Genomic DNA, 24638 nt, shown 5'->3' with positions numbered 1-24638 from the left:
TTTAACAGTTATAACGATTGGATAAAGGTGCTCGCTTTTGGCGCAATCAGGGAAGAAAAACGAACAATAGGCAGGAAAAAACGTAACCAATAAAAAAAGCAGCCCACTTGGGGCTGCTTATAAAACCTTAACGTGACGTTAAGTGTTTGGCTTACGAGGCACGAGGCTCCGACGCCAAACCTTTAAACAACGACACTGTGGCAACCAACAAGACAATGGTAAATGGGAAGCCTGTCGAGACCGCCATTGCTTGTAGGGCGACCAAGCCACCGCCAAGGATCAGCGCAACGGCCACCAAGCCCTCGAAAGAGGCCCAGAACACACGCTGTGGTACAGGAACATTCACTTTACCACCGGCAGAAATGGTGTCGATAACCAATGAACCTGAGTCAGACGAGGTGATAAAGAACACCATGACCAAGATTATGCCGATAAACGAGGTGATCGCTGCTAGTGGCAGATCATCTAACATCGCAAACAGTTTCAGTGACAGCTCTGCGTCCACAACGGCTGTGTAGCCTTCATTGACGAACTGACCAATTGCGGTGCCACCAAAGGCAGTCATCCACAATACACAGGCTGCTGATGGGATGATCAACACACAAGTGATGAATTCACGCACGGTACGGCCACGCGATACGCGCGCAATAAACATACCGACGAATGGGGACCAAGAAATCCACCATGCCCAGTAGAAGGATGTCCAACCTTGAGTAAAGTTGGCATCTTCACGGCCAAATGGCATTGACAGCGCAGGCAAGTTTTGTAAATACGCGCCCAAGTTACCAAAGAAACCGGTCAGGATAGCGATGGTTGGACCCACTGCAATCACAAAGATGAGCAGCAATAGCGCAAGCATCATGTTGATTTCAGATAGGCGCTTGACCCCTTTATCAACACCAGCCACAACCGAAAGAATGGCGGCGCCTGTGATGCCCATTACCAGCAACACTTCTGTGGTATCACCTAGCGGTGTATCAAACAGATAGTGAAGGCCCGCTGATGCCTGTGAGGCACCCAAGCCAAGCGATGTTGCAAGACCAAACAAGGTCGCGATGATTGCCAAAATGTCAATCACGTGGCCCGTCCAGCCCCAAACACGTTCACCGAACAGTGGGTAGAACACAGAACGCATGGTCAAAGGCAAGCCTTTGTTGTACGCAAACAGTGCCAGGCCTAACGCCAATACCGCGTAAATCGCCCATGGGTGCAAGCCCCAGTGGAAAATCGTGGCAGACATACCCAAGCGGCGCGCCGCCTCTGTATCACCGGCTGCCGCACCCAAAGGCGCCCAGTCAGTGCGAAGACCATCAGCGCCCACGGATGTCCCGCCTAACGCCGTTTGGAAATGCGTCAGTGGCTCTGAAACCCCGTAGAACATCAGACCAATACCCATACCGGCTGCGAAAAGCATCGCAAACCAGCCGCCGTAGCTGTAATCGGGCTTAGCTTCGGTACCACCGAGTCTCACTTTACCCAGTGGAGACGCAATCAGCACTAGACAGGCAATAACAAAAATGTTTCCTGCTGAAAGGAAGAACCAGTCTAGGTTTGAAGTTAGCCATCCACGTAGATCCTCAAAAACAGGACCAATTTGGTTTTGAAAGGCCAGGGTGACAAAAATGAAGGCCAAAATAGCCAGCCCTGAGACCATAAATACTCGGTTGTGAATATCAAAACCAAACGGGCCGAGTTTCAGTGCCACGTTATCCTGACCGACCTGATAATCAGTATCGATCGGGTTAACCTTCCCGTCTGGTGTCATCATATCTTCATGGCTTTTATCGCTCACGAGTTAACTCCTTAGTCCGTTTATTCGGAAGCCTGTGAGTGTTGGTGGTGCGCCCATTATTCATTGCTGTTCAAGCCATCTTTACCAGCAATAAAAGACCAGCTGTCACCACACAATCAACTACATTACCACATCTGAGAAAAAATTTAATTAGGCCCCTAACCAAATGTTTACTTTCTAACCAACCACCCAACAATAACTTCCCTCCATGCCCCGATTTTACTGGCTTTCCCGGTTATTTGAACTCTTTATTTCAGAACAATAAACAATTTGGTTAATAGCGTTTTAGAACGCCTAACACCCTTTTAAAATCATAGTCGTATTTTCCACCATTGCTAAGCAAACATAACGATCGTGAAAGTCATCACGCTTGGGCAACTCGCTTGCTCATATCAAAGACGCCATTGATGAAACAAAATGCAAACACAAAACACACAAAGTGACACTTGTCACATAAGAAAAACCACGTACAATACCGCCGCAATCGTTTTCCATCTCAAGTTTAACGTTTGCGGAGCAACATCATGCAGTTTGGCATTGGCCTGTTGGGGATTAGCGTCCTCTTTCTTATCGCGATGGGTTTTTCTGAAAATCGATCCGCGATTAACTGGCGCACCGTTGGCGGTGCATTCCTCATACAAATCGTCTTTGCTGGCTTTATCATCTCGGTTCCCCTTGGCCAGCGTATTTTGGCCAACGCGTCTGACACCGTCTCTGCGATCATCAGCTTTGGTGACATAGGCGCAGAGTTCCTCTTTGGCGATCTCGCTAAATTCAAACTCGGTTTTATATTCGCCTTTAATGTATTGCCCACCATCGTTTTTTTCTCTGCACTGATCGCTGTGCTGTACCACATTGGGGTCATGACATGGGTCATTAGCCTGATTGGTGGACTACTACGACGTGTACTCGGCACGTCGCGTACAGAATCAATGTCTGCCACCGCCAATATTTTTGTTGGCTCTGTTGAAGCGCCGCTGGTTGTTCGGCCTTTTCTTGCTGCCATGACACGCTCAGAGCTGTTTGCTGTCATGGTGGGCGGGCTCGCCTCAGTGGCTGGCGGCACCATGGTAGGCTATGCAGGGCTCGGTGTGGAAATGAAGTACCTTATTGCGGCGGCGTTTATGTCGGCACCGGCAGGACTCATGATGGCCAAGATCATCGTGCCACAAACCGAAACACCGATGACCCCGACGCAACATCAATCAGTGCAAGACACACAGGACAAACCAGTGAACCTGATTGATGCCGGCACGCAAGGCGCCTTAAGTGGCTTACAAATCGCCATGGCAGTGGGTGCCAGTTTATTGGCCGTGATCAGTATGATTGCGCTCATCAATGGTGGGTTAGGTAAGCTTGGTCCTCTTTTGAACCTGCCTCAGCTAAGCCTTGAATGGCTGTTTGGCTACCTGTTCGCGCCGGTGGCTTGGTTAATTGGCATTCCTTGGCATGAAGCCATGACCGCAGGCACCTTGATCGGTAAAAAAATCGCGGTGAACGAGTTTGTTGCTTTTGCCGATTTTATGAACTTAAAAGGCCAATTATCCGCCCACAGTCAAGCTATCGTGACGTTTGCGCTGTGTGGTTTTGCCAACTTGACCTCCATTGCCATGCTGATGGGAGGCCTAGGCGGCATCGTACCCGAACGCCGGGGCGATATTGCGACACTCGGTATGCGAGCCATTCTCGCGGCGACACTCGCCAACCTGATGAGTGCGACCCTGGCAGGTCTCTACCTTTCCTTGTCATTCCCCTAGCGTATTCGCTCGCGACTACTCACTCTGTTTCTCACCATGGACGGTGAGTAAACAAAAATGGACTCGAAAACCGCACTGGCACTCTGTTACACTTAGTTAACTTCACGTAAAGAGATGTAATAACATGCGATACCCATGGGTTTTATTCGATGCCGACGAGACCTTGTTTCACTTTGATGCGTTCTCCGGCTTACAACGTCTGTTCTCGCATTACGATGTCGATTTTGACCAGCAGGCGTTTGCCGAATACTCCGCACGCAATAAACCACTGTGGGTACAGTATCAAAATGGGGAAATTGATGCCCAGACTCTACAGACCGAACGCTTTACGGACTGGGGAAAGCGCTTAAACGTCGCCCCATCTTCCTTAAACCAAGGGTTTTTAGATGCCATGGCAGACATCTGTGAACCATTACCAGGGGCTCGGGAACTCATCAACGCCATTTCCCCGCATGCTCATATTGGTATCATCACCAACGGGTTTACAGCTTTACAAGATATTCGTTTAGAAAAAACAGGATTGAAGGCGGCGATCTCTACGTTAGTCATTTCTGAGCAGGTCGGTGTCGCTAAGCCTGACCCACGTATCTTTGAACATGCGTTTGAAAAAATGGGGCATCCGCCTAAAGAGAAAATCTTGATGGTGGGTGATAACCCACATTCTGACGTTCTCGGTGGCATGCAAGCCGGCATCGATACGTGTTGGCTAAATGTCGATAATACCCCAGTCCCTGAAGATATTGCGCCGACACACCAAGTTGACTCTCTACATCAATTAAAAAATTGGCTACTGCCAACCTAAACAGTGACAAAAAAAGAGAGCAAACATGCTCTCTTTTTATCGGCACCGCCATTGTTAACGGCGGCTTGAACTCAATCGCGCGTCTTTTAGCTGTGGTCGCCTTTGATGAATGCGGCTTGCTCTACACGCTCACCTTGATCGGTGCTAGCCACAAAGTTGATTGAGCGGCTGTTTTGGTTCTGAGCATGGATAAATACACGACCAGACTCATCCGTTACCTTCGCATCAAGACCCGACTCATTGGCGACTTTAGCGCCTTTTACCGCTTGGCCTTGTTCAGTGACCGTTACCCAAGCGCCCCCTTCTGCAGGGTCTACATCGAGGTTCAGACCACCAGCCATGACAGACGTTGAAGCGAGCGTTAGGGCAAAGATTGCAGCAAGTTTTTTCATGGTTTGTTTCCTCTTTCGTAATGGGTTGACAGCTATTAAACGCAAATTGTGCCGGTGATTTGTCACCTCAATGTCTCCATTTCTAAAAATCTGTCTCCAGAGACTCATCAAGGCGCAATCACGGTTCGACATTGTCATTGCGCTATTGCCGTGGAACGAGAATGAGATTACGCCTGACAGACCGTGACGACAATCACAATAATATGAATGACTCGTTCGAAAAATTTCACAAGACGGCGGCGGTTATTAGGCGTAGAAAAGAGGAAGATGGGGAATATTCTCCTTACCAGTGATCGACTTCGCTTCCGTCCTCGTTTTCACCCTTGCAACAAGTTGATACTTCCCAAGTCGTCACCAAGGGTTGTAATAAGGCAACTTATTGGCTGGGGAAACGAACGCAAAAGGGAGAACAATGATGTTAACACGCACGATCACGAAATTAGCCATCACTGCGACATTGCTGGTTGGGATGGGAAACGCCGTCGCTGCCCACCACAAAGGTGAGCATGACATTGTTGATACAGCAATGAAAAATGACGACTTTTCAACATTGGTGGCAGCCGTTAAAGCCGCGGACCTTGTTGATACATTGAAAGGAGAGGGCCCGTTTACCGTCTTTGCCCCCACGAACGCGGCTTTCGATAAGTTACCTGACGGCACGGTGGACACCCTACTCAAGCCAGAAAACAAAGACAAACTCACCGAGATCCTGACCTACCACGTCGTCCCTGGAAAAGTAACGGCAGAGCAAGTGATGGGAATGTCTTCCGCGACCACAGTGCAAGGCAGTGACGTAATGATCAAAACATCGTACGGGGATGTCAAAATCGATAACGCTACCGTCGTCAAGCCCGATATCATGACCTCCAACGGCGTAATCCATGTGATTGATACCGTGATAATGCCCTAGTACTTTGTCCATCTCGCTCAACAAGGTCGCTCGTGAGGCGATATGAGTGAGGCACCAAGCCTCGGTACATACATAGATACGTAAAAAACAGCCTGCTCCAAGAGCAGGCTGTTTTATTTATTTGTCTATAGACAAATCATACACCGAATGTCACGCCGCTTTATCAGTGCACTTTTGTTGAAACTTACCTAACAGCGCGTGGTAGAAGTCATGGTCAGATAAGGTACCAACCAGTTTCCCTTCTTCGATGAGTAACACCGGCTTAACAGTGTGATAGCGAATTTCAATCGCATCACGCATTTCGATGTCAGGCGAGGCAACCACAATGGTGTCGTCTCCAACTTGTGACAGATCTTGAACGTCTTTTTCCCATTCAACGACTCGTAGGGGCTGTGAGCCTGCAGCGGCTGACAAGCGACCGCCCTGCTCTGCGGTGACCCAAATATCACGCTGCTCACACACTTTCCAACGGTTGTCGACATGAGGTAAGTCGTCAACAGACTTCATCATCGAACGCCCTTTCAACACGTTCAATGGATTAGTATGAGCAACAAAGTCACGCACGTAATCCGTCTCAGGACGCAGCACAATGTCTTCAGGCTTACCATGTTGAATAAGCTGGCCTGATTCCATAATGGCAATGTTATTACCAATTTTCAGGGCTTCGTCCAAATCATGGCTCACAAACAAAATCGTTTTGTTGAGCTTTTTCTGCAACTCTAGCAACTCATCTTGTAGCTGCGCACGGATCAGTGGATCCAGTGCCGAGAAAGGTTCATCCATCAGTAGAATATCACTGTCCATCGCGAACGCACGGGCCAAGCCAACGCGCTGCTGCATACCACCAGACAGCTCATGCGGGTATTGATAAGCCCAGTCGTCCAACCCGACCATTTCTAGCTTTTCCAGCGCTTGTCGACGACGCTCTTTCTTGCTGATACCTTTCATTTCTAGGCCAAAGGCGACGTTATCAACCACTGTCATCCAAGGCATAAGTGCAAACTTTTGAAACACCATAGATGCACGGTTAGTACGAAGGTGGCGAAGCGTTTGCGAGTCAACTGTTGCCATGTCGACCATTCTGTTGCCATCACGGACTTCAAGACTACCGCGGCTGATGGGGTTCAATCCATTCACGGCGCGCAGTAGGCTCGATTTACCTGAGCCTGATAAACCCATCAAGACACAGATTTCACCTTCTTTCACATTGAGTGAGACATTGTCCACGCCCACGACTTGACCGGTCTTCTCGATAATCTCTGAGCGGCTTAATCCGTCATCAAGCAGATCCAGTGCTGGCTTAACATTGTCGCCAAACACCACGTCTAAATTTTTAATTGCGATTGCGTCCATGGTATCCCCCTTATTCGTTGCCTTGATTTGGTGCTTTACACAGGCGGTCAAGAATGATGGCTACCAATACAATCGCCAGACCCGCTTCAAAACCCTGAGAAATGTTGACGGTATTCAGTGCACGAACCACTGGTTTACCGAGGCCGTCAGCACCTACTAGCGCCGCGATCACCACCATCGACAGTGACAACATAATGCACTGAGTCACACCCGTCATAATGCTAGGCAGTGCCGCAGGAAGCTCCACTTTAAACAGTAGTTTCATACGGTTAGCACCAAATGCGCGTCCTGCCTCTACCAACTCTTCCGGTACACGGGTAATGCCGAGATACGTCAAACGAATCGGCGCCGCAATAGCAAAAATGATAGTTGAAATCAGACCCGGGACAATCCCCAAGCCGAACAGCACCAAGGTTGGGATCAAGTACACAAACGGCGGTACCGTCTGCATCAAGTCCAATAAGGGCCGCATAATGGTGTACACCAAGGGCCGATGCGCGGCCATTATCCCAAGCGGTATGCCAATTAATACGGAAATCGTTGTCGCGGCAAATACCAGAACAAAGGTTTCCAGCATCTCTTGCCAGTAGCCCAGGTTGAGGATCAACAAGAGCGCACTCACAACAAAGATCACGATGGAAATTCGACGCTGCAGGTACCATGCTAAGGCGGCTGTCATAATGATCGGCCCTGCCGCTGGCATCCATTTAAAAATGTCGACTAATAGTGTGATGGTCGTATCTAAGCCAATTGAGATCGCATCAAAAAAGCCGGCGGCGTTCATGGTTAGCCAGTCAACACCATTTTCCATCCATTGACCGAGTGGGATCTTGTTATCTGTAATAATATTCACAATAAAACCTTAGGGGCGGCGTTAACACCGCCCTCTCCTTCTACACTTTTTTTATTTACGCTTCAGTCTTTTTCAGGTACTCAGTGACCGCTTCAACCGCGTTCTCACCATCAACGGTGGTCACGCCGTCCAGCCACTTGTTCAGCACACTTGGGTTATTACGCAACCACTCGCGTGCCGCGGCCTGAGGCTTCTCTCCGTCATTAAGGATTTTGCCCATCATTTCGTTTTCCATCTTGAGGCTGAACTCAAGTTGCTCAAGCATTTGACCGACGTTCGCACACTGTTCGACATAGCCGCTACGCACGTTGGTATGAACCGTGGCACCGCCATAGTTAGGACCAAAGTACTCGTCCGCACCAGATAGGTATTTCATATCAAAGTTGCTGTTCATTGGGTGCGGGGCCCAACCGAGGAAGGCAACCCACTTGTCACGACGAACGGCACGAGACACCTGAGACACCATGCCAGCTTCACTGGATTCGATAAGACGGAAGTCACCCAGGTTGAAATCATCGGTATCGATCATTTTCTGGATCTGGCGGTTTCCGTCGTTACCTGGCTCAATGCCATAAATGCGTGAGTCGAACTTGTCAGCGTATTTCGCGATATCTGCGACGCTAGTAACACCCGCATCGTAAACATACTTAGGCACGGCGAGGGTGTATTTGGCACCTGTCAGGTTGGCGCGAACGCTGTCGATCGAGCCTTCGTCAAGATACTTTTTGATATCGCCTGTTTGCGTAGGCATCCAGTTACCGAGGAATACGTCGATGTCGCCCGACGCAAGTGATGAGAAGGTTACCGGCAAAGACAATAGATCGGTTTGTGTCTCGTAACCCATGCCTTTCAGCACTTCAGTAGTGATGGCAGTCGTTGAGGTCACGTCTGTCCAACCGATATCCGAAAAGCGGACTGTCTCACACTGATTAGCGGCGGCGCTAAAAGCGACCATTGAGCTCAAGCCGACTGCGGTCATCAGAGTTTTGCTGGTTTTACGTTTATTCATTGACATCTTAGTTTCCTTGTAATGCTTACTGATTAGTTTCTAGTGTGTGCTCACCGGCGGTGGCATCATCACTCTGCGCGTTTTGATTGCGTTGCTTGTGCTGCCACTCAGCCGCAATCCATACTGGCACCTGCTCGGCAGGCAAGAGTGGCTTTTCAAGGATCATGTCAGCGGCGCGCTCCGCTACCATGATGGTTGGGGCATTCAGGTTGCCGTTAGGGATGGTTGGGAAGACAGACGAGTCCACCACCCGCAACCCTTGAATTCCACGCACACGGCACTGCTCATCAAGCACAGCCAATGCGTCATCGTCGGCGCCCATTTTGCAAGTACACGAGGGGTGATACGCGCTTTCCACGTTGTCTTTCACCCAACGGTCAATCGCTTCATCAGACTGAACATCATTGCCCGGCTGAATTTCATCGCCGCGGAAGGTATCCATCGCGTTTTGCGCCATGATTTCACGGGTCAAACGGATGGTGTCACGCCAGTCTTGGCGATCTTGCTCGGTGGTAATGTAGTTAAATAAGATTGACGGCTTATCGTGCGGATCGGCTGATTTGATCCGAACGTGGCCGCGGCTCTCTGGTTTGTTCGGGCCGACGTGTACCTGAAAACCATGGCCATCAAACGCGGCTTTGCCGTCATAGCGCATCGCTGCAGGCAAGAAGTGATACTGAACGTTCGGCCACTTCAATCCTTCACGAGAGCGAATAAAAGCGCATGACTCAAAGTGGTTAGTGGCACCCAGCCCCTTACGGGTTAAGATCCACTCAGTGCCAATCATGCCTTTGCTGATAAGGCCCAGCTTGCTATTAAGCGTAATAGGCTGTTTGCAGTGGAACTGGAAGTAGACTTCGAGGTGATCTTGCAGGTTTTCACCCACACCCGGCAGTTCATGCTTAACATCTACGCCAGCTTTCTCGAGCACATCACGTGAACCAATCCCTGATAACTGCAGCAGCTGTGGCGATCCCACTGAACCCGCACTCGAAATGACTTCTTTGTCGGCCATCACATGCTCGATGTTGCCGCCTTTTTCAAATTCCACGCCTACCGCGCGCTTGCCTTCCAACAAGATGCGGCGGGTGACCACACCTTTTTTCAAGGTCAGGTTGCTGCGCTTCAGTGCGCGGCGCAGATAAGCGTTCGACGTTGAGGCACGCACGCCCTTATCGACGGTCATGTGCATAGGGCCAAAGCCCTCTTGCTGATAACCGTTGTAATCGTTGGTTTCGGGATAGCCTGCTTCGACACCCGCATCAATAAAGGCTTGATACAGCGGGTTGAGTTTCATGTCGTTACCGTTACATGTGCCCACAGGCCCCTGACCGCCACGGTAAGTATCGGCACCGCCAGACCAGGTTTCTGCGCGCTTAAAGTACGGCAAACAGCTCGCGTAATCCCAACCGTTAGCACCGTGCTCAACCCACTCTTCAAAGTCACAAGCGTGACCGCGGACATACACCATGCCATTAATCGATGAGCTTCCACCCAGCACTTTGCCACGTGGACAATGCAGTTGGCGGCCATCAAGGCCTGGCTCAGGCAAAGATTCAAACTGCCACGCGTAGCGTTTGGTATTCATCGGGATCGATAGCGCCGTTGGCATCTGAATAAAAATGCTCTTATCGGTACCACCGGCTTCCAGCAATAACACTTGATGTTGGCCTGACTCGGTCAGCCGATCAGCCAATGCACAGCCGGCCGAACCCGCGCCGACGATAATATAATCGTAGCGTTGTGACATATTGGTCGCTCCGTTAGAAATTAGGCGTAAGGGCTGGCGAAGTCGCCAAGCTCGATCAACACACTCTTGGTTTGGGTATAATGCGTGAGGGTTTCGACACCATTTTCACGCCCTACCCCTGAATGCTTATAGCCACCGACAGGCATTTCAGCCGGCGAATCGCCCCAGGTGTTGACCCAGCAAATACCCGCTTCGAGTTGATGAATAATGCGATGTGCACGCGATAGGTTTTGGGTGAAGACACCAGCCGCTAGGCCATAGTGAGTATTGTTGGCACGTGCTACCACTTCTTCCTCGTCAGAGAAACGCAGCACTGACATCACAGGGCCAAAGATCTCGTCACGAACATGAGCCATGCTGTCATCACAGTCAGTAAAGATGGTTGGGGCAACAAAGTTCCCCTTGTCGAGACCATTCTCAGTCACGCGATATCCCCCAGAGAGCAAGGTCGCGCCGCTTTGTTTTGCGGTCTCGATAGCCGTCATCACTTTCTCAAGGTGATCGGTTGAGATCAGCGCACCAATTTGCGTGTTCATGTCGGTTGGGTCACCGATAACAAGCTTTTCAGTACGATGTTTAAGCTGTTCAATAAAGCGGTCATAGATGCTGTCATGAACAAACACACGTGTACCGTGCGTACACACTTCACCCTGGGTGTAGAAGTTTGCCACCATTGCTGCGGATACCGCATTGTCCAGGTCGGCATCATCAAACACGATACATGGCGATTTACCGCCTAGTTCCATCGTGACTGATTTCAGGGTCTTCGCGGCGTCACCCATAACGGTTTTGCCCGTGCCCACTTCACCGGTAAACGATACTTTGGCAATCTCAGGATGTGCCGTCAGCATTTGACCCACACGATAATCACCCTGCACCACATTAAAGACACCGGCAGGCATACCCGCTTCTGCAAAGATCTCTGCCAGTTTCAGTGCGGTCAGCGGGGTTTCTTCCGAGGGTTTGAAAACCATGGCATTACCCGCGGCTAAGGCAGGTGCTGACTTCCACATGGCAATTTGAATCGGATAGTTCCATGCACCAATGCCTGCACACACACCCAGTGGCTCACGGCGGGTGTAGAAGAATTGGTTGTCAGAAAGCGGTTGCTGCTCACCTTGCATTGATGGTACCAAGTTAGCAAAGTACTCAATCGCATCCGCGCCCGTCACCACGTCAACCTCTACCGCTTCTTGCATCGGTTTACCGGTATCGAGTACTTCAAGTTTGGCCAGCTCATCATTGCGCTCACGTAATAACGCAACCGCTTTTAATAAAATACGGCTACGCTCCATAGCAGTCATACGTGACCACACCGCAAAACCTTGCTTAGCGGCATCCACCGCAGCTTGTACATCGTCTACCGAGGCTTGGCCAATTTGCGCCAACGTCTCACCCGTTGCTGGGTTAACCGTTGCAAACTGCTCACCGCTTGTTGCAGTGGTTAGCTGACCGTTAATAAAAAGCGTTTTCGCATCCATGATTAATCCTGAATTCTTTTCTGTTCGAGTGTGCATGTAAGGCTCTGTTGAGGCTTAGCTCTGAGGACGACCATAAAAGGTCAGTTGCTTATCTAAGTAGTCATTGATGATGGTGCGCGCGTTGTTGGCATCAATACCTTTAGGGTTCAATGCACCACGCAACCAGATACCATCAATCAATGCGGCAATCCCCTGAGCCACCATCGCAGCCTGCTCTTCTGGCAATAGTGCGCGAAGTTCAATGCGCAAATGTGACAGCAAGCGCTTCTCGTTCACGCGTTGTAAACGATGTAACTCGTTGTCATGCATGGCATAAGACCAGAACGCCAACCAGGTTTTAACCACATCAGATTTGGCCTGAAAACCTTCAAAGTTAGCATTAATAATCGCGTTAATACGCGCCTGGTGGTGATGACGCGGGATTTCTTTCAATGCGCCGATCACAGTGGCTGAAAGTTCGCGCAATACCACGCGCATCGTTTCTTCCAGCAAGCCATGCTTACCACCGAAGTAGTGGTTGATAATGCCTGTCGATACGCCGGCTTCCTTACTAATCAGAGAAATACTTGCCGCATGGAGCCCCACTCGACCAATCACCGTCATGGTGGCTTTAACAAGTTGCGGTTTTCGTACTTCCGGCATCCCTACCTTAGGCATTTCGTCTCCCATTCGTTTTTAATTGAACGATTAGTTAAAGATAATCTTACACGCTAATCTTTAGATCTCAAACATTATTTTTAACCAATTTGCTACACCAACCCCTACCAAAAAACAGCTAGATAAAGATAAAACAATGATTTAGGTCAATTTTACCCTGACTGATTCCAGACCTAATATTTTGTGCTGATAGCACTATTTGTGAGCAATTCGTGCAAAAAACCGCCTCACCAAACCCTGAAAGCTGGCTTTAATAAGGGGCATAAAGAAGAAAAACGCTTCATTGTCTCGACGACCGAGACGTGCCGCCCACATAACAATAAAAAGATAACAGCAAAATGCGGCACATTAGAGGAATATCGCTACTAATTAGCCACAAGTGGCAGTTAGGCACGGATCGTCACAATAAGATAAAGAGAGGAAAGCGTCGTACTAAACAGACGACAAATAAATGAGATGTAATGGTTAATCCCCTAAATGTTTAGGGTGACAAGTTTTATGACGTCGCAGCGTGATGCATGAAGCGATAACAGGCAACCTTGACATCGCTTAATAGAAGCGCGTTTAAGGCCAGCCACAGGAGGGCATAAAAAAGCGCTCAGGCCTGTCAAAAAGCCTGAGCGCCTCATCGATGATGTTAACGTCGCCCTACTCGTAGTTAAGCTCTGTCGCTTTCCCCGAGAAGACRCGATAAACAAACAGGGTATACAAGAAGATCATGGGCAAGACAAACATGGCACCATAGCCCACAATCAATAAGGTACCCGGCGCACTGGCCGCTTCTTTTGCTGTCATCACCCCAGGAATAATATCGGGGAAAAAGCTATACGCGAGACCAAAGAAACTCAATGCGAATAGGAAAATTGCACCAATGAAAGGGAACTGGTATCCCACATCGTTTTCGACCGGTACGTGGCGTAGGTAGCGATCAACAAGCAGCATGATGGCAAGACAAACCAACGGGACGGGTGCGAGTAATAAAATTTCAGGGAAGCCAAACCAACGCGCTGCGACTGTCTCACTGACCAGAGGATTGACAATACTGATCGCTAACACCCCCAGAGCTGCCAGCCAACCGCCACGACGTGACCATTTAGCCGCACGTTTTTGCAAATCCCCCTCGGTTTTCATCACCAGCCAGGTACCGCCGATATAGATGTACGCTGCGGTAACACAGAGGCCGCTTAATAGCGCAAACAAATATGAGCCTGTGCTGTCATCAAACGCCAACACATAGCGACCAATCATGTAGCCTTGCGTCATTGACGCGATAAAAGACCCGGCTTTAAAACAACGGTCCCAGAGATCTTTACGCTCTGGCTTCACCTTGGCACGAAAATCAAAAGAGACACCACGCAAGATCAGCCCTGCTAGCATCACAGACGTTGGCAGGTACAGTTCAGTCAAAATCATGCTGTGGGCCGCTGGGAAAGCAATCAGCAACAATCCCACCGCCAACACCAGCCAGGTTTCGTTGGCATCCCAAAAGGGACCAATTGACGCAATCATACGGTCACGCTGCGCCTGATTGCAGCTTGGTAACAGCATACCGACGCCAAGGTCGTAGCCATCAAGCACGGCATACATGAAGACCGAAAAGCCAAACAGCAGCAGATAAATTTCAGGCAGATAAGGAGTTATGCTCATACGTTCACCTCTTTCTCAGGCTGAGCGTGATTGTCTGATTGATATTCAGGCAGGCGTTTTTTCGCCAAAAAGAATAAGGTGCGGATATACGCCACCATTAGCACCGCGTAGAGCGTCAGGTAAATGGTTAAGGTAATCCCCACGTGCGAGCTCGCGACTGGAGTGACCGCATCGGCGGTTTTAAGCACCCCTTGCACCAGCCAGGGCTGACGACCGATTTCCGTCACATACCAACCTGAAAGCGTGGCCACCCAACCGGAAAACGTCATAGCGACCAGGCCGATTAAGTGCCACTTGGGCATCGGCTGGTTACGCCACACGCGATACGCTGTGAACCAGCTTACCAGCAGCATCAATACGCCCACTCCGACCATAATGCGGAAACCAAAGAACAACGGCTTCACCGGCGGATGATAGTCAAAGCTTTCCAGCCCTTTAATCTCGCCGTCGAGTTGGTGAGTCAGAATCAAGCTCGCCAGATTCGGGATCCCAACTTCAAAGTCGTTGGAACGTGTTTCTTCATTGGGTACCGCAAACAGCAACAAAGGTGCACCCTGCTCGGTTTCCCAAACCCCTTCCATGGCCGCAATTTTCTGCGGCTGATGTTCAAGGGTATTGAGACCGTGCATATCACCGACAAAAATTTGCAAGGGAATAAGGATGGCAGCAGCCGTGATCCCTACTTTTAATGGTTTATCTGCCACACCTGATTTAGGCGACTTCAACTTCTGGTAGGCGGAAATACCGGCGATCAAGAAAGAAGCCGTCAGGCCAGACGCCAGCAGCATATGGCTTAAACGATACGGCATGGACGGATTAAAAATCACCTCGAACCAACTGGTTGGATGCACCACACCATCGATAATTTCAAAACCGGTTGGCGTATGCATCCAGCTGTTCAGTACCAAAATCCAGAACGCAGAAATAGTGGTACCAATCGCCACCAGCAGCGTCGCTAATGTGTGCACCCAGTTCGGGACACGATTTTTACCAAACAGCATAATGCCAAGGAAGGTCGCCTCCATGAAAAAGGCGGTCATCACCTCATAACCCAACAGTGGACCGGCAATATTACCGACCTTTTCCATAAAGCCAGGCCAATTGGTGCCGAACTGGAAACTCATGGTGATCCCAGACACCACCCCTAGCGCAAACGTGAGCGCGAACACTTTTACCCAGAAATAGTAGGTATCCAACCAGATTTGCTCACCGGTACGGTTGTGCCGGAACTTGAAAAACACCAGCATCCACCCAAGTGCTATCGTGATGGTGGGAAACAGGATGTGGAAACTGATGTTGGCCGCAAACTGGATCCGCGACAACATTAATGTATCTAACATGACATTACCCTCAGGAGGTTAACTACCCGATTCTTCGTTGGATTTGCTGTGAAACAGCTTGCCGGACAGCTCAAGAAGCTTGCCGACACTGCTACCCAGCTTCATCAAGTTTTTTAGATGTTCAGGTTTCATTTGCTGCACATCGTCAAACCAGTGGTTAAACAGCTCTAGGAGATCGTGGATTTCGTGCAACTGTTTAACCGAGTGACTCTCTGCGTCGTCTTCACTCCGCATAAAGTGTGAGCGCAGCATAGATAAGGTAGGGTCGACTTCTCGCTTCTTCCTTTCGGCGAGAACTTGCTGCGCCAATTCCCAGATAGTGCCATTCGGCACAAAGTAGTCCTTTCTATCTCCAGGGGTGCGCTGCGAACGGATCAAGTGCCAGCCTTGCAGCTCTTTGGTTGCCATACTGACATTGCCACGAGAAATGTTGAGTGCCGACACAATGTCGTCTGCGCTCAGTGGATGCTCACTCAAAACAATCAGTGCCAGCATTTCGCCCACCGAACGGTTAAAGCCCCAACGACTTCCCATTTCACCAAAGTGCATCACCACATTACGTAGTTCTTGTGACAGCTCCATCTTGATCTCCCTCGCAGTGCCTTTGAGAAATAATACGGAGTTTCTTTGCGGGGGATCAATGAAAATTTGGAAATTTCAGAAATTATTGAAAATAGAAAAGCGAAGTTGTAAGCAAACGTAAGGAGAGGTTATGGATACGTTACAGTCGGCTATGATTAAACATGATCGAAGTCACACAGATTACGTATTCACAGACGCAAAAGAAAGGGGAAACACACAAACAGATACACAATTGAGAGGTTTATAAACATCGAGTCTCTCAACAGAAATGGTTTTTTATACTGGAAACCACGATATATTTGGGGACAATGTCACATGCGAGACATCGCTAGGCGCTATACTCCTCAGCGTGCGCGAACTTATAACGATTCGACATGGCGCACCAATGATTAATACCTGAACAAAAGGAAGTTTGCTGTCATGTTCAAAAAGACGCAGCGAGAGCTGGACACCTGCCGAGCAGAAAAAGCCTCGCTCCAAGCAGAACTCAACGCTATCCAAGCACATATTGCGACCATCACCTTCACACCCGATGGCATTATTACCGATGTTAATGACAAATTGCTAAATATCATCGGCTACACCTACGATGAAGTGATCGGACAGCATCATCGCACGGTCTGTTTCGAGGAAACCAGCCAAGCATCAAGCTATCGGCAGTTTTGGCAATCGCTCGCACAAGGAAAGTCACAAAAAGGGGTGTTTCGTCGCCGCCATCAGACCGGCGCGGAGATTTGGCTGGAAGCGACCTATGTCCCCATTAAAGATGCCAGCGGTAAGGTAGTCAGTATTCGCAAGCTAGCCGCGGATGTCACCAAGCCGCACCAGGATGCGCGTCGACAAGAAGCCATATTGGCGGCGATTAATCGCTCATTGGCTGTGATTGAATTTGAACCGGATGGCACGATTATTCGTGCCAACGATAACTTCCTCACCGCGGTAGGCTACCAAGATCACGAGATCAAAGGCCAGCATCACCGCCTCTTCTGTGATCAGGACTTTTATGATGAAAACCCTGACTTTTGGGAGAATTTAGCTCGAGGACAATTCACCTCCGGGCAATACCTGCTCCGAGACAAACATGGCAATGAGGTGTGGTTGGAAGCCACCTATAATCCCGTTTTTGATGTGGAGGGAAACGTGCGTCAGGTGATCAAGTTCGCTACCGCCATCACCGATACGGTGAAACGAAACCAAGCGGTCAATCAAGCGGCTGAACTCGCTCAAGCTTCGTCAGAACAAACCCTTAGCGATAGTGAAAAAGGCAGTGCACTGCTGCAAGAGGCCGTGACCTTATCACAAAGCGTGACCGACCAAGCGGGCGAAGCCGCGAATCAAGTCAATCAATTGAGTGAGCACGCACAAAGTATCGAAAACATCGTGACCACCATTAAGCAGATCGCGGAACAAACCAACCTCCTAGCATTGAACGCAGCGATTGAGGCCGCACGCGCCGGCGAACAAGGACGTGGTTTTGCCGTCGTCGCAGATGAAGTGCGCGGTTTATCACAACGTACCAGCCAATCTACCACCGAAATTGCCGATGTCGTCGATGAAAACCTACAACTGATCAAAGGGGTAAGCGATGCGATGGCAAAAGTCACTGAACAATCTACGCTCGGACAGGAAAAGGTAACCGCCGCCGATACTGTGATGACCGATATTCATGCTGGTGCAGAAGAGGTCTCTGCTACCGTTCGTCGCCTGACACACTAACTGTCGGTCATTGCCATCCGGTCGCGATGAGCATCAAGGATAAGGAATAACATGCACACCCAAGCCAGCAGCGCCACACAGTTGAAATTATCGGAGCTCATTTTGGCGTTAAGTACCGCGTTGGATATGACGGAGGGGCAGCCTCCTGAGCACTGTATGCGCTGCACGTGGTTAGGAATGAAACTCGCTGACGCCTTAGCGCTCGATGATCAACAACGTCATGATCTTTTCTATACGTTGCTGCTAAAAGATGCGGGCTGCAGCAGCAATGCGGCACGGATCTGTGAGCTTTACCTCACCAACGACTTGGCCTTTAAACAAAGCTACAAAGTTGTCGATGGTAGCTTGTCCAGCGTACTCAACTTTGTACTTAAAAATACCGGCGTCAAACGCGGCTTCATGCAAAAGCTCTCGACGACACTTGATATCATCCGCAACGGTGACATGTATGCGCAAGAGCTGATTGAAACACGATGTACCCGCGGAGCCGATGTCGCACGCGATTTGCGTTTTAATGAAACCGTTGCTGAAGCCATCTATGCGCTGGATGAACACTATGATGGCGGAGGGCGTCCTGACCAGTTAAAAGCCGAACAGATCCCTTTGTTTTCGCGCATCGCATTGATGACACAGGTCATTGATGTGTTCCGAACCGAGTCCGGTGTCGACGCCGCACTCAGCGAGCTAAAAAACCGCCGCGGTACTTGGTTTGATCCGACGCTCGTCGACACCTTTTTACAGATAGCGCGCGATCCGCAGTTTTGGCAGCAGCTGGACAGCCCCGCATTAAAAGAAGACGTACTGTCGATGACGCCGGCAGACACATGTATCTGGGTCGATGATGACTATCTGGATGACATTGCGGCGGCTTTCGGACGCATTGTTGATGCCAAAAGCCCTTTCACCTCCGGACACAGCGAGCGCGTGGCCGTTTACGCCAGCTTAATTGCTGATGAACTTGGCATCAGTGAACAGGATAAAAAATGGCTAAAGCGTGGCGCGTTACTGCACGATATTGGCAAGCTCGGCGTGAGCAATGATGTGCTCGATAAACCGGGAAAACTGGATGACGACGAATGGGAGCACGTTAAACGCCATGCAGCACTGAGCAAAACCATCTTATCGAAAATCCACCAATTCGATCACCTCGCCAAGTTCGCCAGCGCCCATCACGAAAAGCTCGATGGTACTGGGTACCCTGAAGGTATCAAAAGCGATGACATTTCTTTGCTCACTCGCATTATCACCACCGCGGATATTTTCGATGCGATCACTGCAGAGCGCCCCTATCGTGGCCCTATTCCGATGAACAAAGCCCTCTCGATCATGAAAGAGGAGACAGGGACTGCCATTGACACGCAATGTTTACAGGCGCTAATTGCTGGCCTCGAGCGACTGCCTGACCACTTTATTGTTCATGACGATACCTAGATCACATCATAGATATCACCTATCGCGTATATAGGTTAACTCCATTTTCTTTTTTTATATCGGGTAGTTACTCTATTTACATCGTTTGGAACGAACCGTTTCCAGTGCTTGGCACTCGCGATAAGCGAAGGGTCGAACACATTGATTTGCCACTAAGGAGGCATTAAATGAGTAAGCAAGCAGCATTGATTGGACTAGACAGCAGCAAAGCCGCCGACCTAGGCGCGCGTTTGGATACGCTATTGGCGAACTACCAAGTGCTATACACCAATGTGCGTGGTTTTCACTGGAACATCAAAGGCAACGACTTTTTCGAGTTGCATACCAAATTTGAAGAGATTTATACCGATCTTCAAACCAAGATTGATGAAGTGGCTGAGCGCATTCTCACCATCGGTGGCACCGCCGAGCATCGCTTCAGCGAGTACCTGAAGGTCAGTGAAATTAAAGAGCACGCACCCGAAGCGAATGGTCAAGCTGGCGTACGTGCGCTGGTCGAAGGCTTTAGCGTTCTGATTGGCCTACAACGCGATATCATGAACCTTGCTGGTGATGCCGGCGATGAAGGAACATCTGCACTGATGAGCGATTACATCCGTGAACAAGAAAAACTGATGTGGATGCTCAACGCTTACCTCAACTAATCTCCCTGCGACCTCGAAGGCTATCCTTCGAGGTCGCCTGATCGGGTTTTGTTCGTGAGTTAATCTCTATCCGCGAATACCTTTTTCACTACCGGCATCGCCGAGAAAACGTTCGGCCAACCAGCATAGAACGCGAGATGCGTAAGTACTTCTGAGGCTTGCTCCTCACTCAGCCCATTGGTCATTGCCTTGTTCAGATGGAACGGAACCTGTTCGACTTTGCCGGTAGAGATGAGTGCACTGACGGTCACGAGGCTTCGATCCCTAGGCTTTAATCCTGGCCTGAGCCAGAGATCCAGGAAGAGCGCACTTTCGGTATAGTCCACCACACCCTGCGACACCTCGCCAAAGGTGTCCTGCACGAAGGTTTGGCGTTTCACCTCAGCTTCTTTATCCAGCGGCAAAAGCTCCGGCGATACCGCAGGCAACTCAGAGGCCTTTACACCTCTGGCTTCGAAGACGTTCGCAGTAACAGCAACGGCAGAAATGGCGTTCGCCCACCCGGAATAAAACGCCAGATGGGTAATAAGCTCTGAAATTTCGGAGGGCTCAACCCCGTTATCCAGCGCCAGGTTGACGTGGTAAGGCAGCTCGACCTGCTGATTGCGGGAGATCAGCGCAGCCAACGTAACAACACTTCGGTCACGGGCAGACAGCCCCGGACGGTTCCAGACCTCTTCCAGAACTAGGTTCTCCGTGTAGGACGCCAAGGCAGGCGAGACCGATCGAATCTGCTCCAAGGATGGCGCGCTTCCCGGCAGACTGAGCTCCGGACCTGAGGCGGGGCCCTGCCCGAACGCGACCCCGGAAAAGCAAAGAGCCAATGGTACAACGGTATGTGCAAGCTTTCTCATAGCAAAGTCTTCCAATGATGGGTTGGTAGGTAATGTGACTTTTCTCCAGCGAGAGGCGAAAACGGCTACGGAGCCAGAGAGATGGTGGCTGTGAACCGTTCGGATCTCTTTAAATGCTTCATCCCACTGACGACCGTTCCAAGGTTGACCAGCGAATTTGCGTAGCCGAAATCCTGGTAAAAGATTGCAAGGTTTCCCCAGGGGGCATAGTAGGTGAAGCTTCCCACCTGCGGGTCAAAGCCAGCTGGCGCATCATCCGTTGAAAGGCGGCTTGGCAAGTCACTGACCTTTTCAATACCGTGATAATCCTCAAACTCCAGTGTCAGTGGCAGCTGCGCCAGAAAATCCCGTGTGGCAACCGAGTCTGCCAGTCGCACTTGGACGATCGAACCGTCTATGTTCAGAATGATGTCTGTTTGATTCCGCATGGATTTCTCCTCAGTTAAACGGGATTGCGGCTCGGCCGACACAGATAAAACCTCCCCCGCCAGGGTAAGCAAAATAAGTAGCAGAGAAAGTGGGGTTTTCTTCAACCGAAAAGGTTTCATACAAAGTTCTTCAAGATTCAGCACGAACCGGTCAGGCAGACTGCTGTACTAAATTGCGAATGTCCTGCATCGGCGGAGCTCCAAACATCCGGCTGTATTCACGACTGAATTGTGATGGGCTCTCGTACCCCACCTGAAAAGCGGCCCGTGAGGCATCCACATGCTCGGTCAGCATCAATCGACGCGCTTCGCTGAGTCGCATGCGCTTCTGGTACTGAAGAGGTGTCATCGCGGTCATTGCACGGAAATGGTGATGAAAGGCGGAGACGCTCAACCCCGCCCGGCCAGCCATCTCCTCCACTTTTATGGACTCCCGATAATGTTTCTTCAGCCACTCAATGGTTTTGGAAATCCGATAACCGTTCTGGCCAGAGGCCGCCATATTTAGAAGGCGTGCGCCCTGATCTCCTTTCAGCAGCCGGTAGAGAATTTCGCGTTGAATGAGTGGTGCCAGTACGGCACTGTCCTCCGGCTCGTCCACAAGGTCCAGCAACCGATTGAAGGCGTCAAGCAACGGCGCATCGACATTATTGACCGCAATGCCCAGGGACTTATCAGTTTGCTCGCGCGCGATGTGGGCCGGGTTATCCATGATCAGCTGCGACAGCATCTGAAAATCCATCTCCATGGTGAGCCCCAGATACGGCTTCTCTTTGGAGGCTTCGATGATTTTGGAGACTACTGGCAGATCAATAGAGGTAATCAAGAACTGACTGGCGTCGTAGAGGAATGTGTCTTCCCCGACCACCACCTGTTTACGGCCCAGGCCAATCAGGCAAATACTGGGCGCCAACATGTAGCTGGTAGGGTCAGTGGGGTGCGGCCAGCGATGAAGACAGAGCCCCTGGATGTCCGTATCCAGACGATTCGCGTCCCCAGTCAGCATCTCGATTCTGGAGGCCAGACCTTTCGCCCCGCGATCCCAGGCTAATTCGGGCCGGTAGCTCTCAGATTTGTCGGTATCAGACATGATCCTATGCCCCTTAAGTAATCTCTGTTCCAACTTGATGAGTGACCAGATCGTCATTTGGGTGGTCTGTAACCATTTAAGCTCATTTACCGCAGCAGTTCACGTCTACCCCGCCTTGCCCGTAGAATCAGGCAATAAATCGAGAGTATTGGGTTATCTCCGCCTAGCCGGCTAATGGCTTACAGAATTTGTTACCGCACAACCACGATATTGCCTATTCCCACCAGTTGCTAAATCGCTCTGATTGCGCACCGTCCAGGTTTACACGGGTTCCAATCCTCGGTGTTAACAGACTGAACGACTTTCCCCTATTGGCCAAACTTCGGGTATTGAAGATGCAACGCCCCCGAGCAAATCAACAATTTCGACACGCCATTCATTCCCAAAAAAGCTTTACTACTTTCGTTTTCATCAGCTTGACAACGTACCTGAAGCTTTTTTCTGAACCGTGGTCCGTAAACAATGGCGCGCATTAAATACTATCGAATAATAGTTGATCACCTCATTTAGGCGAAACAAAGAGAAATGAGCAATAAACGAACAGGATGTGGATAAAAAAGGCCAGGGATCAGGTGTTCTAATCAATATGTGGCATCCAAACCGATCAAATACTGATATGGAGACATAACTATGTTCAAAAAATCCCTGTTTCAAAGCGTAGCGGCAACCCTGGTGGGTATGACCGTCGGCTCAAGTGCAACAGCCGAAGAATCCCACAGTCAGACCCATTACTCCGAGGACACGCAGAAATCCTTTGCCGGGCCGAGCGATCTTTTCACCGGAGAGGTTCAGGTAGACATTGTTTTTCCAAGCAACGAGAGTGCCCACTATAGCGGTGCCTACGTCACTTTCTCACCAGGCGCTCGTACGGCGTGGCATGAACACCCTGCCGGTCAGCACATGGTGGTGACCCAAGGCACCGCACTGACTGGCACGCGGGATGGTCATGTCATCAAGTTTCATGAGGGCGAAGCAGTGTGGTGCCCACCCGATCTCGATCACTGGCATGGCACAACACCGGACGCGCCCATGAAGCACTTCGTTGTGACCGCCAGTAAAGATGGTGAAAACGTGATCTGGAAAGAAAAGGTAAGCAACGAAGACTACGAAAAAGCACTGGCAAAGGTCGAGTAACAACGAAAAAGCCCCTCCAACGATAGAGGGGCTTTTTTCGATCCCGGGATTTACCCATCAACTTGCTGGAATACCGGAAACTGACTTGCGTTGCCGTAATCCCGAATGGGCTCCAAGGCGCTCAACGACTGCATGTCCGCCTCTGAAATGACGAAATCCACATCGGCATTGTTGGCCATGTGAGCCGGCTTCGCCGTTTTAGGCAGCGGCAGAAGGCCGAGTTGCAGGTCATAACGAATGCACAGCTGTGGCACAGACACCTGATATCTCTCCGCCATTTTGATAATCGCCTCGTTTTTGAAAAGCTCACCATGCCCTACCGGAGAATAAGCTTCTACCAGCATGCCTTTATTACGTGAATACTCGATCAACGCCGTCGGCACATTGGTCACGTGCGCCAGGACCTGATGAACCATCGGCGCGACACGGCTATGCTGGACGATGTTATCAATGTCTGCTTCCTGGAAGTTGGACAGCCCGATGGCTTTCAGTTTTCCGGCATTGTAGGCGTCTTCCAGGGCGCGCCAGGCTTCCTGGTTGCCTTTAGCAAATCGGTCTTCAGTTCCGAAGTGATCCCAGGGTTGCGGGCTGTGGATGATCATCAGGTCCAGATAGTCTAACCCCATTTTTTCGAGGGATTCGTCAATCGCAGCAGCGGCATCTTCATAGGTCTTGTGACGGGCGGCCAGCTTGCTGGTGACGAAAATCTGCTCACGCTCAACGGAACTGGCGCGCACACCATCGGCTACTTCCGCTTCGTTACCGTAATCCTGAGCCGTATCAATGTGCCGATAGCCAAGTTCAATGGCCGAAGTTACAGCATTTGTTGCGGATTCACCTTCAATCATCCAGGTTCCAAGAGCCAGCTTCGGAATCGCAATACCATTCGTTAGTGAATAAGTCTCTTCGAGTATCATTTCGATCGCTCCATCTATTTAACTAGTTGAGGGCTCCCTGCCAGCGGGAGCATTAAAGCGAAGTGATTAGACCTCGCTTTATGACCCAAATGATGCTCG

At 50.2% G+C, this 24638-nt stretch carries 22 protein-coding genes; 7 read left to right on the top strand and 15 right to left on the bottom strand.

What is annotated here, in order from left to right; translation table 11 throughout:
- Positions 1–151: 151 nt before the first annotated feature.
- Positions 152–1768, bottom strand: a complete 1617-nt coding sequence (locus BZG73_RS03100; protein ID WP_201247882.1) for a BCCT family transporter — start codon at positions 1766–1768, stop codon at positions 152–154.
- 548 nt (positions 1769–2316) lie between these two features.
- Here BZG73_RS03100 and BZG73_RS03095 point away from each other — a divergent pair.
- Entirely contained in the window at positions 2317–3549 is a 1233-nt protein-coding gene (locus BZG73_RS03095) for a NupC/NupG family nucleoside CNT transporter (protein ID WP_077665929.1), read from the top strand.
- 124 nt (positions 3550–3673) lie between these two features.
- Complete coding sequence (gene yjjG, locus BZG73_RS03090) at positions 3674–4351, top strand: pyrimidine 5'-nucleotidase (protein ID WP_046073599.1); 678 nt, start codon at positions 3674–3676, stop codon at positions 4349–4351.
- 86 nt (positions 4352–4437) lie between these two features.
- On the opposite strand, the gene BZG73_RS03085 is transcribed toward yjjG, so the two are convergent.
- Entirely contained in the window at positions 4438–4743 is a 306-nt protein-coding gene (locus BZG73_RS03085) for a hypothetical protein (protein WP_046073600.1), read from the bottom strand.
- A gap of 415 nt (positions 4744–5158) precedes the next feature.
- Between BZG73_RS03085 and BZG73_RS03080 the strand changes: the two genes are divergently transcribed.
- Entirely contained in the window at positions 5159–5653 is a 495-nt protein-coding gene (locus BZG73_RS03080; RefSeq protein ID WP_077667546.1) for a fasciclin domain-containing protein, read from the top strand.
- 150 nt (positions 5654–5803) lie between these two features.
- Here BZG73_RS03080 and choV read toward each other — a convergent pair whose 3' ends face one another.
- The 9 genes from choV to BZG73_RS03035 all read right to left on the bottom strand — a co-directional run bounded on the left by choV (position 5804) and on the right by BZG73_RS03035 (position 16325).
- On the bottom strand, positions 5804–7006 hold the full coding sequence (choV, locus tag BZG73_RS03075; RefSeq protein ID WP_046073602.1) for a choline ABC transporter ATP-binding protein: 1203 nt from the start codon (positions 7004–7006) through the stop codon (positions 5804–5806).
- Positions 7007–7016: 10 nt separating this feature from the next.
- Positions 7017–7859, bottom strand: coding sequence for a choline ABC transporter permease subunit (choW, locus tag BZG73_RS03070; protein WP_046073603.1), 843 nt, complete (start codon positions 7857–7859; stop codon positions 7017–7019).
- A gap of 55 nt (positions 7860–7914) precedes the next feature.
- Complete coding sequence (locus tag BZG73_RS03065) at positions 7915–8874, bottom strand: choline ABC transporter substrate-binding protein (protein WP_046073604.1); 960 nt, start codon at positions 8872–8874, stop codon at positions 7915–7917.
- Positions 8875–8893: 19 nt separating this feature from the next.
- Entirely contained in the window at positions 8894–10618 is a 1725-nt protein-coding gene (betA, locus tag BZG73_RS03060) for a choline dehydrogenase (protein WP_077665932.1), read from the bottom strand.
- Between the two features lie 20 nt (positions 10619–10638).
- A complete protein-coding gene (betB, locus tag BZG73_RS03055; RefSeq protein WP_077667545.1) occupies positions 10639–12099 on the bottom strand; it encodes a betaine-aldehyde dehydrogenase in 1461 nt (486 codons plus the stop codon).
- A gap of 54 nt (positions 12100–12153) precedes the next feature.
- Positions 12154–12756, bottom strand: coding sequence for a transcriptional regulator BetI (betI, locus tag BZG73_RS03050; RefSeq protein WP_077667544.1), 603 nt, complete (start codon positions 12754–12756; stop codon positions 12154–12156).
- Positions 12757–13404: 648 nt separating this feature from the next.
- On the bottom strand, positions 13405–14403 hold the full coding sequence (gene cydB, locus BZG73_RS03045) for a cytochrome d ubiquinol oxidase subunit II (RefSeq protein ID WP_046073608.1): 999 nt from the start codon (positions 14401–14403) through the stop codon (positions 13405–13407).
- On the bottom strand, positions 14400–15743 hold the full coding sequence (locus tag BZG73_RS03040; protein WP_046073609.1) for a cytochrome ubiquinol oxidase subunit I: 1344 nt from the start codon (positions 15741–15743) through the stop codon (positions 14400–14402). The genes cydB and BZG73_RS03040 overlap by 4 nt, the downstream gene beginning before the upstream one ends.
- 18 nt (positions 15744–15761) lie before the next feature.
- Entirely contained in the window at positions 15762–16325 is a 564-nt protein-coding gene (locus BZG73_RS03035) for a GbsR/MarR family transcriptional regulator (RefSeq protein WP_046073610.1), read from the bottom strand.
- 420 nt (positions 16326–16745) lie between these two features.
- Between BZG73_RS03035 and BZG73_RS16240 the strand changes: the two genes are divergently transcribed.
- The 3 genes from BZG73_RS16240 to BZG73_RS03020 all read left to right on the top strand — a co-directional run bounded on the left by BZG73_RS16240 (position 16746) and on the right by BZG73_RS03020 (position 20116).
- Positions 16746–18041 (top strand): methyl-accepting chemotaxis protein, encoded by a 1296-nt coding sequence (locus BZG73_RS16240; RefSeq protein ID WP_077667543.1) that lies wholly within the window; start codon positions 16746–16748, stop codon positions 18039–18041.
- Positions 18042–18092: 51 nt separating this feature from the next.
- Positions 18093–19472, top strand: a complete 1380-nt coding sequence (locus BZG73_RS03025) for an HD-GYP domain-containing protein (RefSeq protein ID WP_077578523.1) — start codon at positions 18093–18095, stop codon at positions 19470–19472.
- Between the two features lie 167 nt (positions 19473–19639).
- A complete protein-coding gene (locus BZG73_RS03020; protein ID WP_046073613.1) occupies positions 19640–20116 on the top strand; it encodes a Dps family protein in 477 nt (158 codons plus the stop codon).
- Between the two features lie 59 nt (positions 20117–20175).
- On the opposite strand, the gene BZG73_RS03015 is transcribed toward BZG73_RS03020, so the two are convergent.
- The 3 genes from BZG73_RS03015 to BZG73_RS03005 form a co-directional block, all read right to left on the bottom strand.
- Positions 20176–20970: a carboxymuconolactone decarboxylase family protein gene (locus tag BZG73_RS03015; RefSeq protein ID WP_077667542.1), complete on the bottom strand. Its 795-nt coding sequence runs from the start codon at positions 20968–20970 to the stop codon at positions 20176–20178.
- Positions 20971–21035: 65 nt separating this feature from the next.
- Complete coding sequence (locus BZG73_RS03010) at positions 21036–21518, bottom strand: cyclophilin-like fold protein (protein WP_158010024.1); 483 nt, start codon at positions 21516–21518, stop codon at positions 21036–21038.
- A gap of 31 nt (positions 21519–21549) precedes the next feature.
- Entirely contained in the window at positions 21550–22488 is a 939-nt protein-coding gene (locus BZG73_RS03005) for an AraC family transcriptional regulator (RefSeq protein WP_077667556.1), read from the bottom strand.
- 630 nt (positions 22489–23118) lie between these two features.
- Between BZG73_RS03005 and BZG73_RS03000 the strand changes: the two genes are divergently transcribed.
- Positions 23119–23622 carry a (R)-mandelonitrile lyase gene (locus BZG73_RS03000; RefSeq protein WP_077578526.1) on the top strand — a complete coding sequence of 168 codons (504 nt, stop codon included), beginning with the start codon at positions 23119–23121 and terminating at the stop codon, positions 23620–23622.
- A 50-nt stretch (positions 23623–23672) separates the two neighbouring features.
- Here the strand turns inward: BZG73_RS03000 and BZG73_RS02995 are convergent, their stop codons facing one another.
- The gene (locus BZG73_RS02995; RefSeq protein WP_046073615.1) at positions 23673–24539 is read right to left on the bottom strand and encodes an aldo/keto reductase; all 867 of its coding nucleotides are present in this window, start codon (positions 24537–24539) and stop codon (positions 23673–23675) included.
- Positions 24540–24638: the final 99 nt, after the last annotated feature.

The organism is Salinivibrio siamensis (genome assembly GCF_001996005.1).
Classification (GTDB): Bacteria; Pseudomonadota; Gammaproteobacteria; order Enterobacterales; family Vibrionaceae; genus Salinivibrio; species Salinivibrio siamensis.
Note: the sequence above shows the minus strand (reverse complement) of the source record. Positions and strands in the feature narration are given on the sequence as shown.

Coding starts and splice junctions, on each gene's coding strand:
- BZG73_RS03035 (WP_046073610.1), bottom strand. CDS start 16,325: ATGGAGCTGTCACAAGAACTACGTAATGTGGTGATGCACTTTGGTGAA.
- yjjG (WP_046073599.1), top strand. CDS start 3,674: ATGCGATACCCATGGGTTTTATTCGATGCCGACGAGACCTTGTTTCAC.
- BZG73_RS03095 (WP_077665929.1), top strand. CDS start 2,317: ATGCAGTTTGGCATTGGCCTGTTGGGGATTAGCGTCCTCTTTCTTATC.
- BZG73_RS03100 (WP_201247882.1), bottom strand. CDS start 1,768: ATGATGACACCAGACGGGAAGGTTAACCCGATCGATACTGATTATCAG.
- BZG73_RS16240 (WP_077667543.1), top strand. CDS start 16,746: ATGTTCAAAAAGACGCAGCGAGAGCTGGACACCTGCCGAGCAGAAAAA.
- betI (WP_077667544.1), bottom strand. CDS start 12,756: ATGCCTAAGGTAGGGATGCCGGAAGTACGAAAACCGCAACTTGTTAAA.
- BZG73_RS03005 (WP_077667556.1), bottom strand. CDS start 22,488: ATGTCTGATACCGACAAATCTGAGAGCTACCGGCCCGAATTAGCCTGG.
- BZG73_RS03020 (WP_046073613.1), top strand. CDS start 19,640: ATGAGTAAGCAAGCAGCATTGATTGGACTAGACAGCAGCAAAGCCGCC.
- BZG73_RS03000 (WP_077578526.1), top strand. CDS start 23,119: ATGTTCAAAAAATCCCTGTTTCAAAGCGTAGCGGCAACCCTGGTGGGT.
- BZG73_RS03010 (WP_158010024.1), bottom strand. CDS start 21,518: ATGAAACCTTTTCGGTTGAAGAAAACCCCACTTTCTCTGCTACTTATT.
- betA (WP_077665932.1), bottom strand. CDS start 10,618: ATGTCACAACGCTACGATTATATTATCGTCGGCGCGGGTTCGGCCGGC.
- BZG73_RS03085 (WP_046073600.1), bottom strand. CDS start 4,743: ATGAAAAAACTTGCTGCAATCTTTGCCCTAACGCTCGCTTCAACGTCT.
- choV (WP_046073602.1), bottom strand. CDS start 7,006: ATGGACGCAATCGCAATTAAAAATTTAGACGTGGTGTTTGGCGACAAT.
- betB (WP_077667545.1), bottom strand. CDS start 12,099: ATGGATGCGAAAACGCTTTTTATTAACGGTCAGCTAACCACTGCAACA.
- BZG73_RS03065 (WP_046073604.1), bottom strand. CDS start 8,874: ATGTCAATGAATAAACGTAAAACCAGCAAAACTCTGATGACCGCAGTC.
- BZG73_RS03025 (WP_077578523.1), top strand. CDS start 18,093: ATGCACACCCAAGCCAGCAGCGCCACACAGTTGAAATTATCGGAGCTC.
- BZG73_RS03015 (WP_077667542.1), bottom strand. CDS start 20,970: ATGAGAAAGCTTGCACATACCGTTGTACCATTGGCTCTTTGCTTTTCC.
- BZG73_RS03080 (WP_077667546.1), top strand. CDS start 5,159: ATGTTAACACGCACGATCACGAAATTAGCCATCACTGCGACATTGCTG.
- BZG73_RS03040 (WP_046073609.1), bottom strand. CDS start 15,743: ATGTTAGATACATTAATGTTGTCGCGGATCCAGTTTGCGGCCAACATC.
- BZG73_RS02995 (WP_046073615.1), bottom strand. CDS start 24,539: ATGATACTCGAAGAGACTTATTCACTAACGAATGGTATTGCGATTCCG.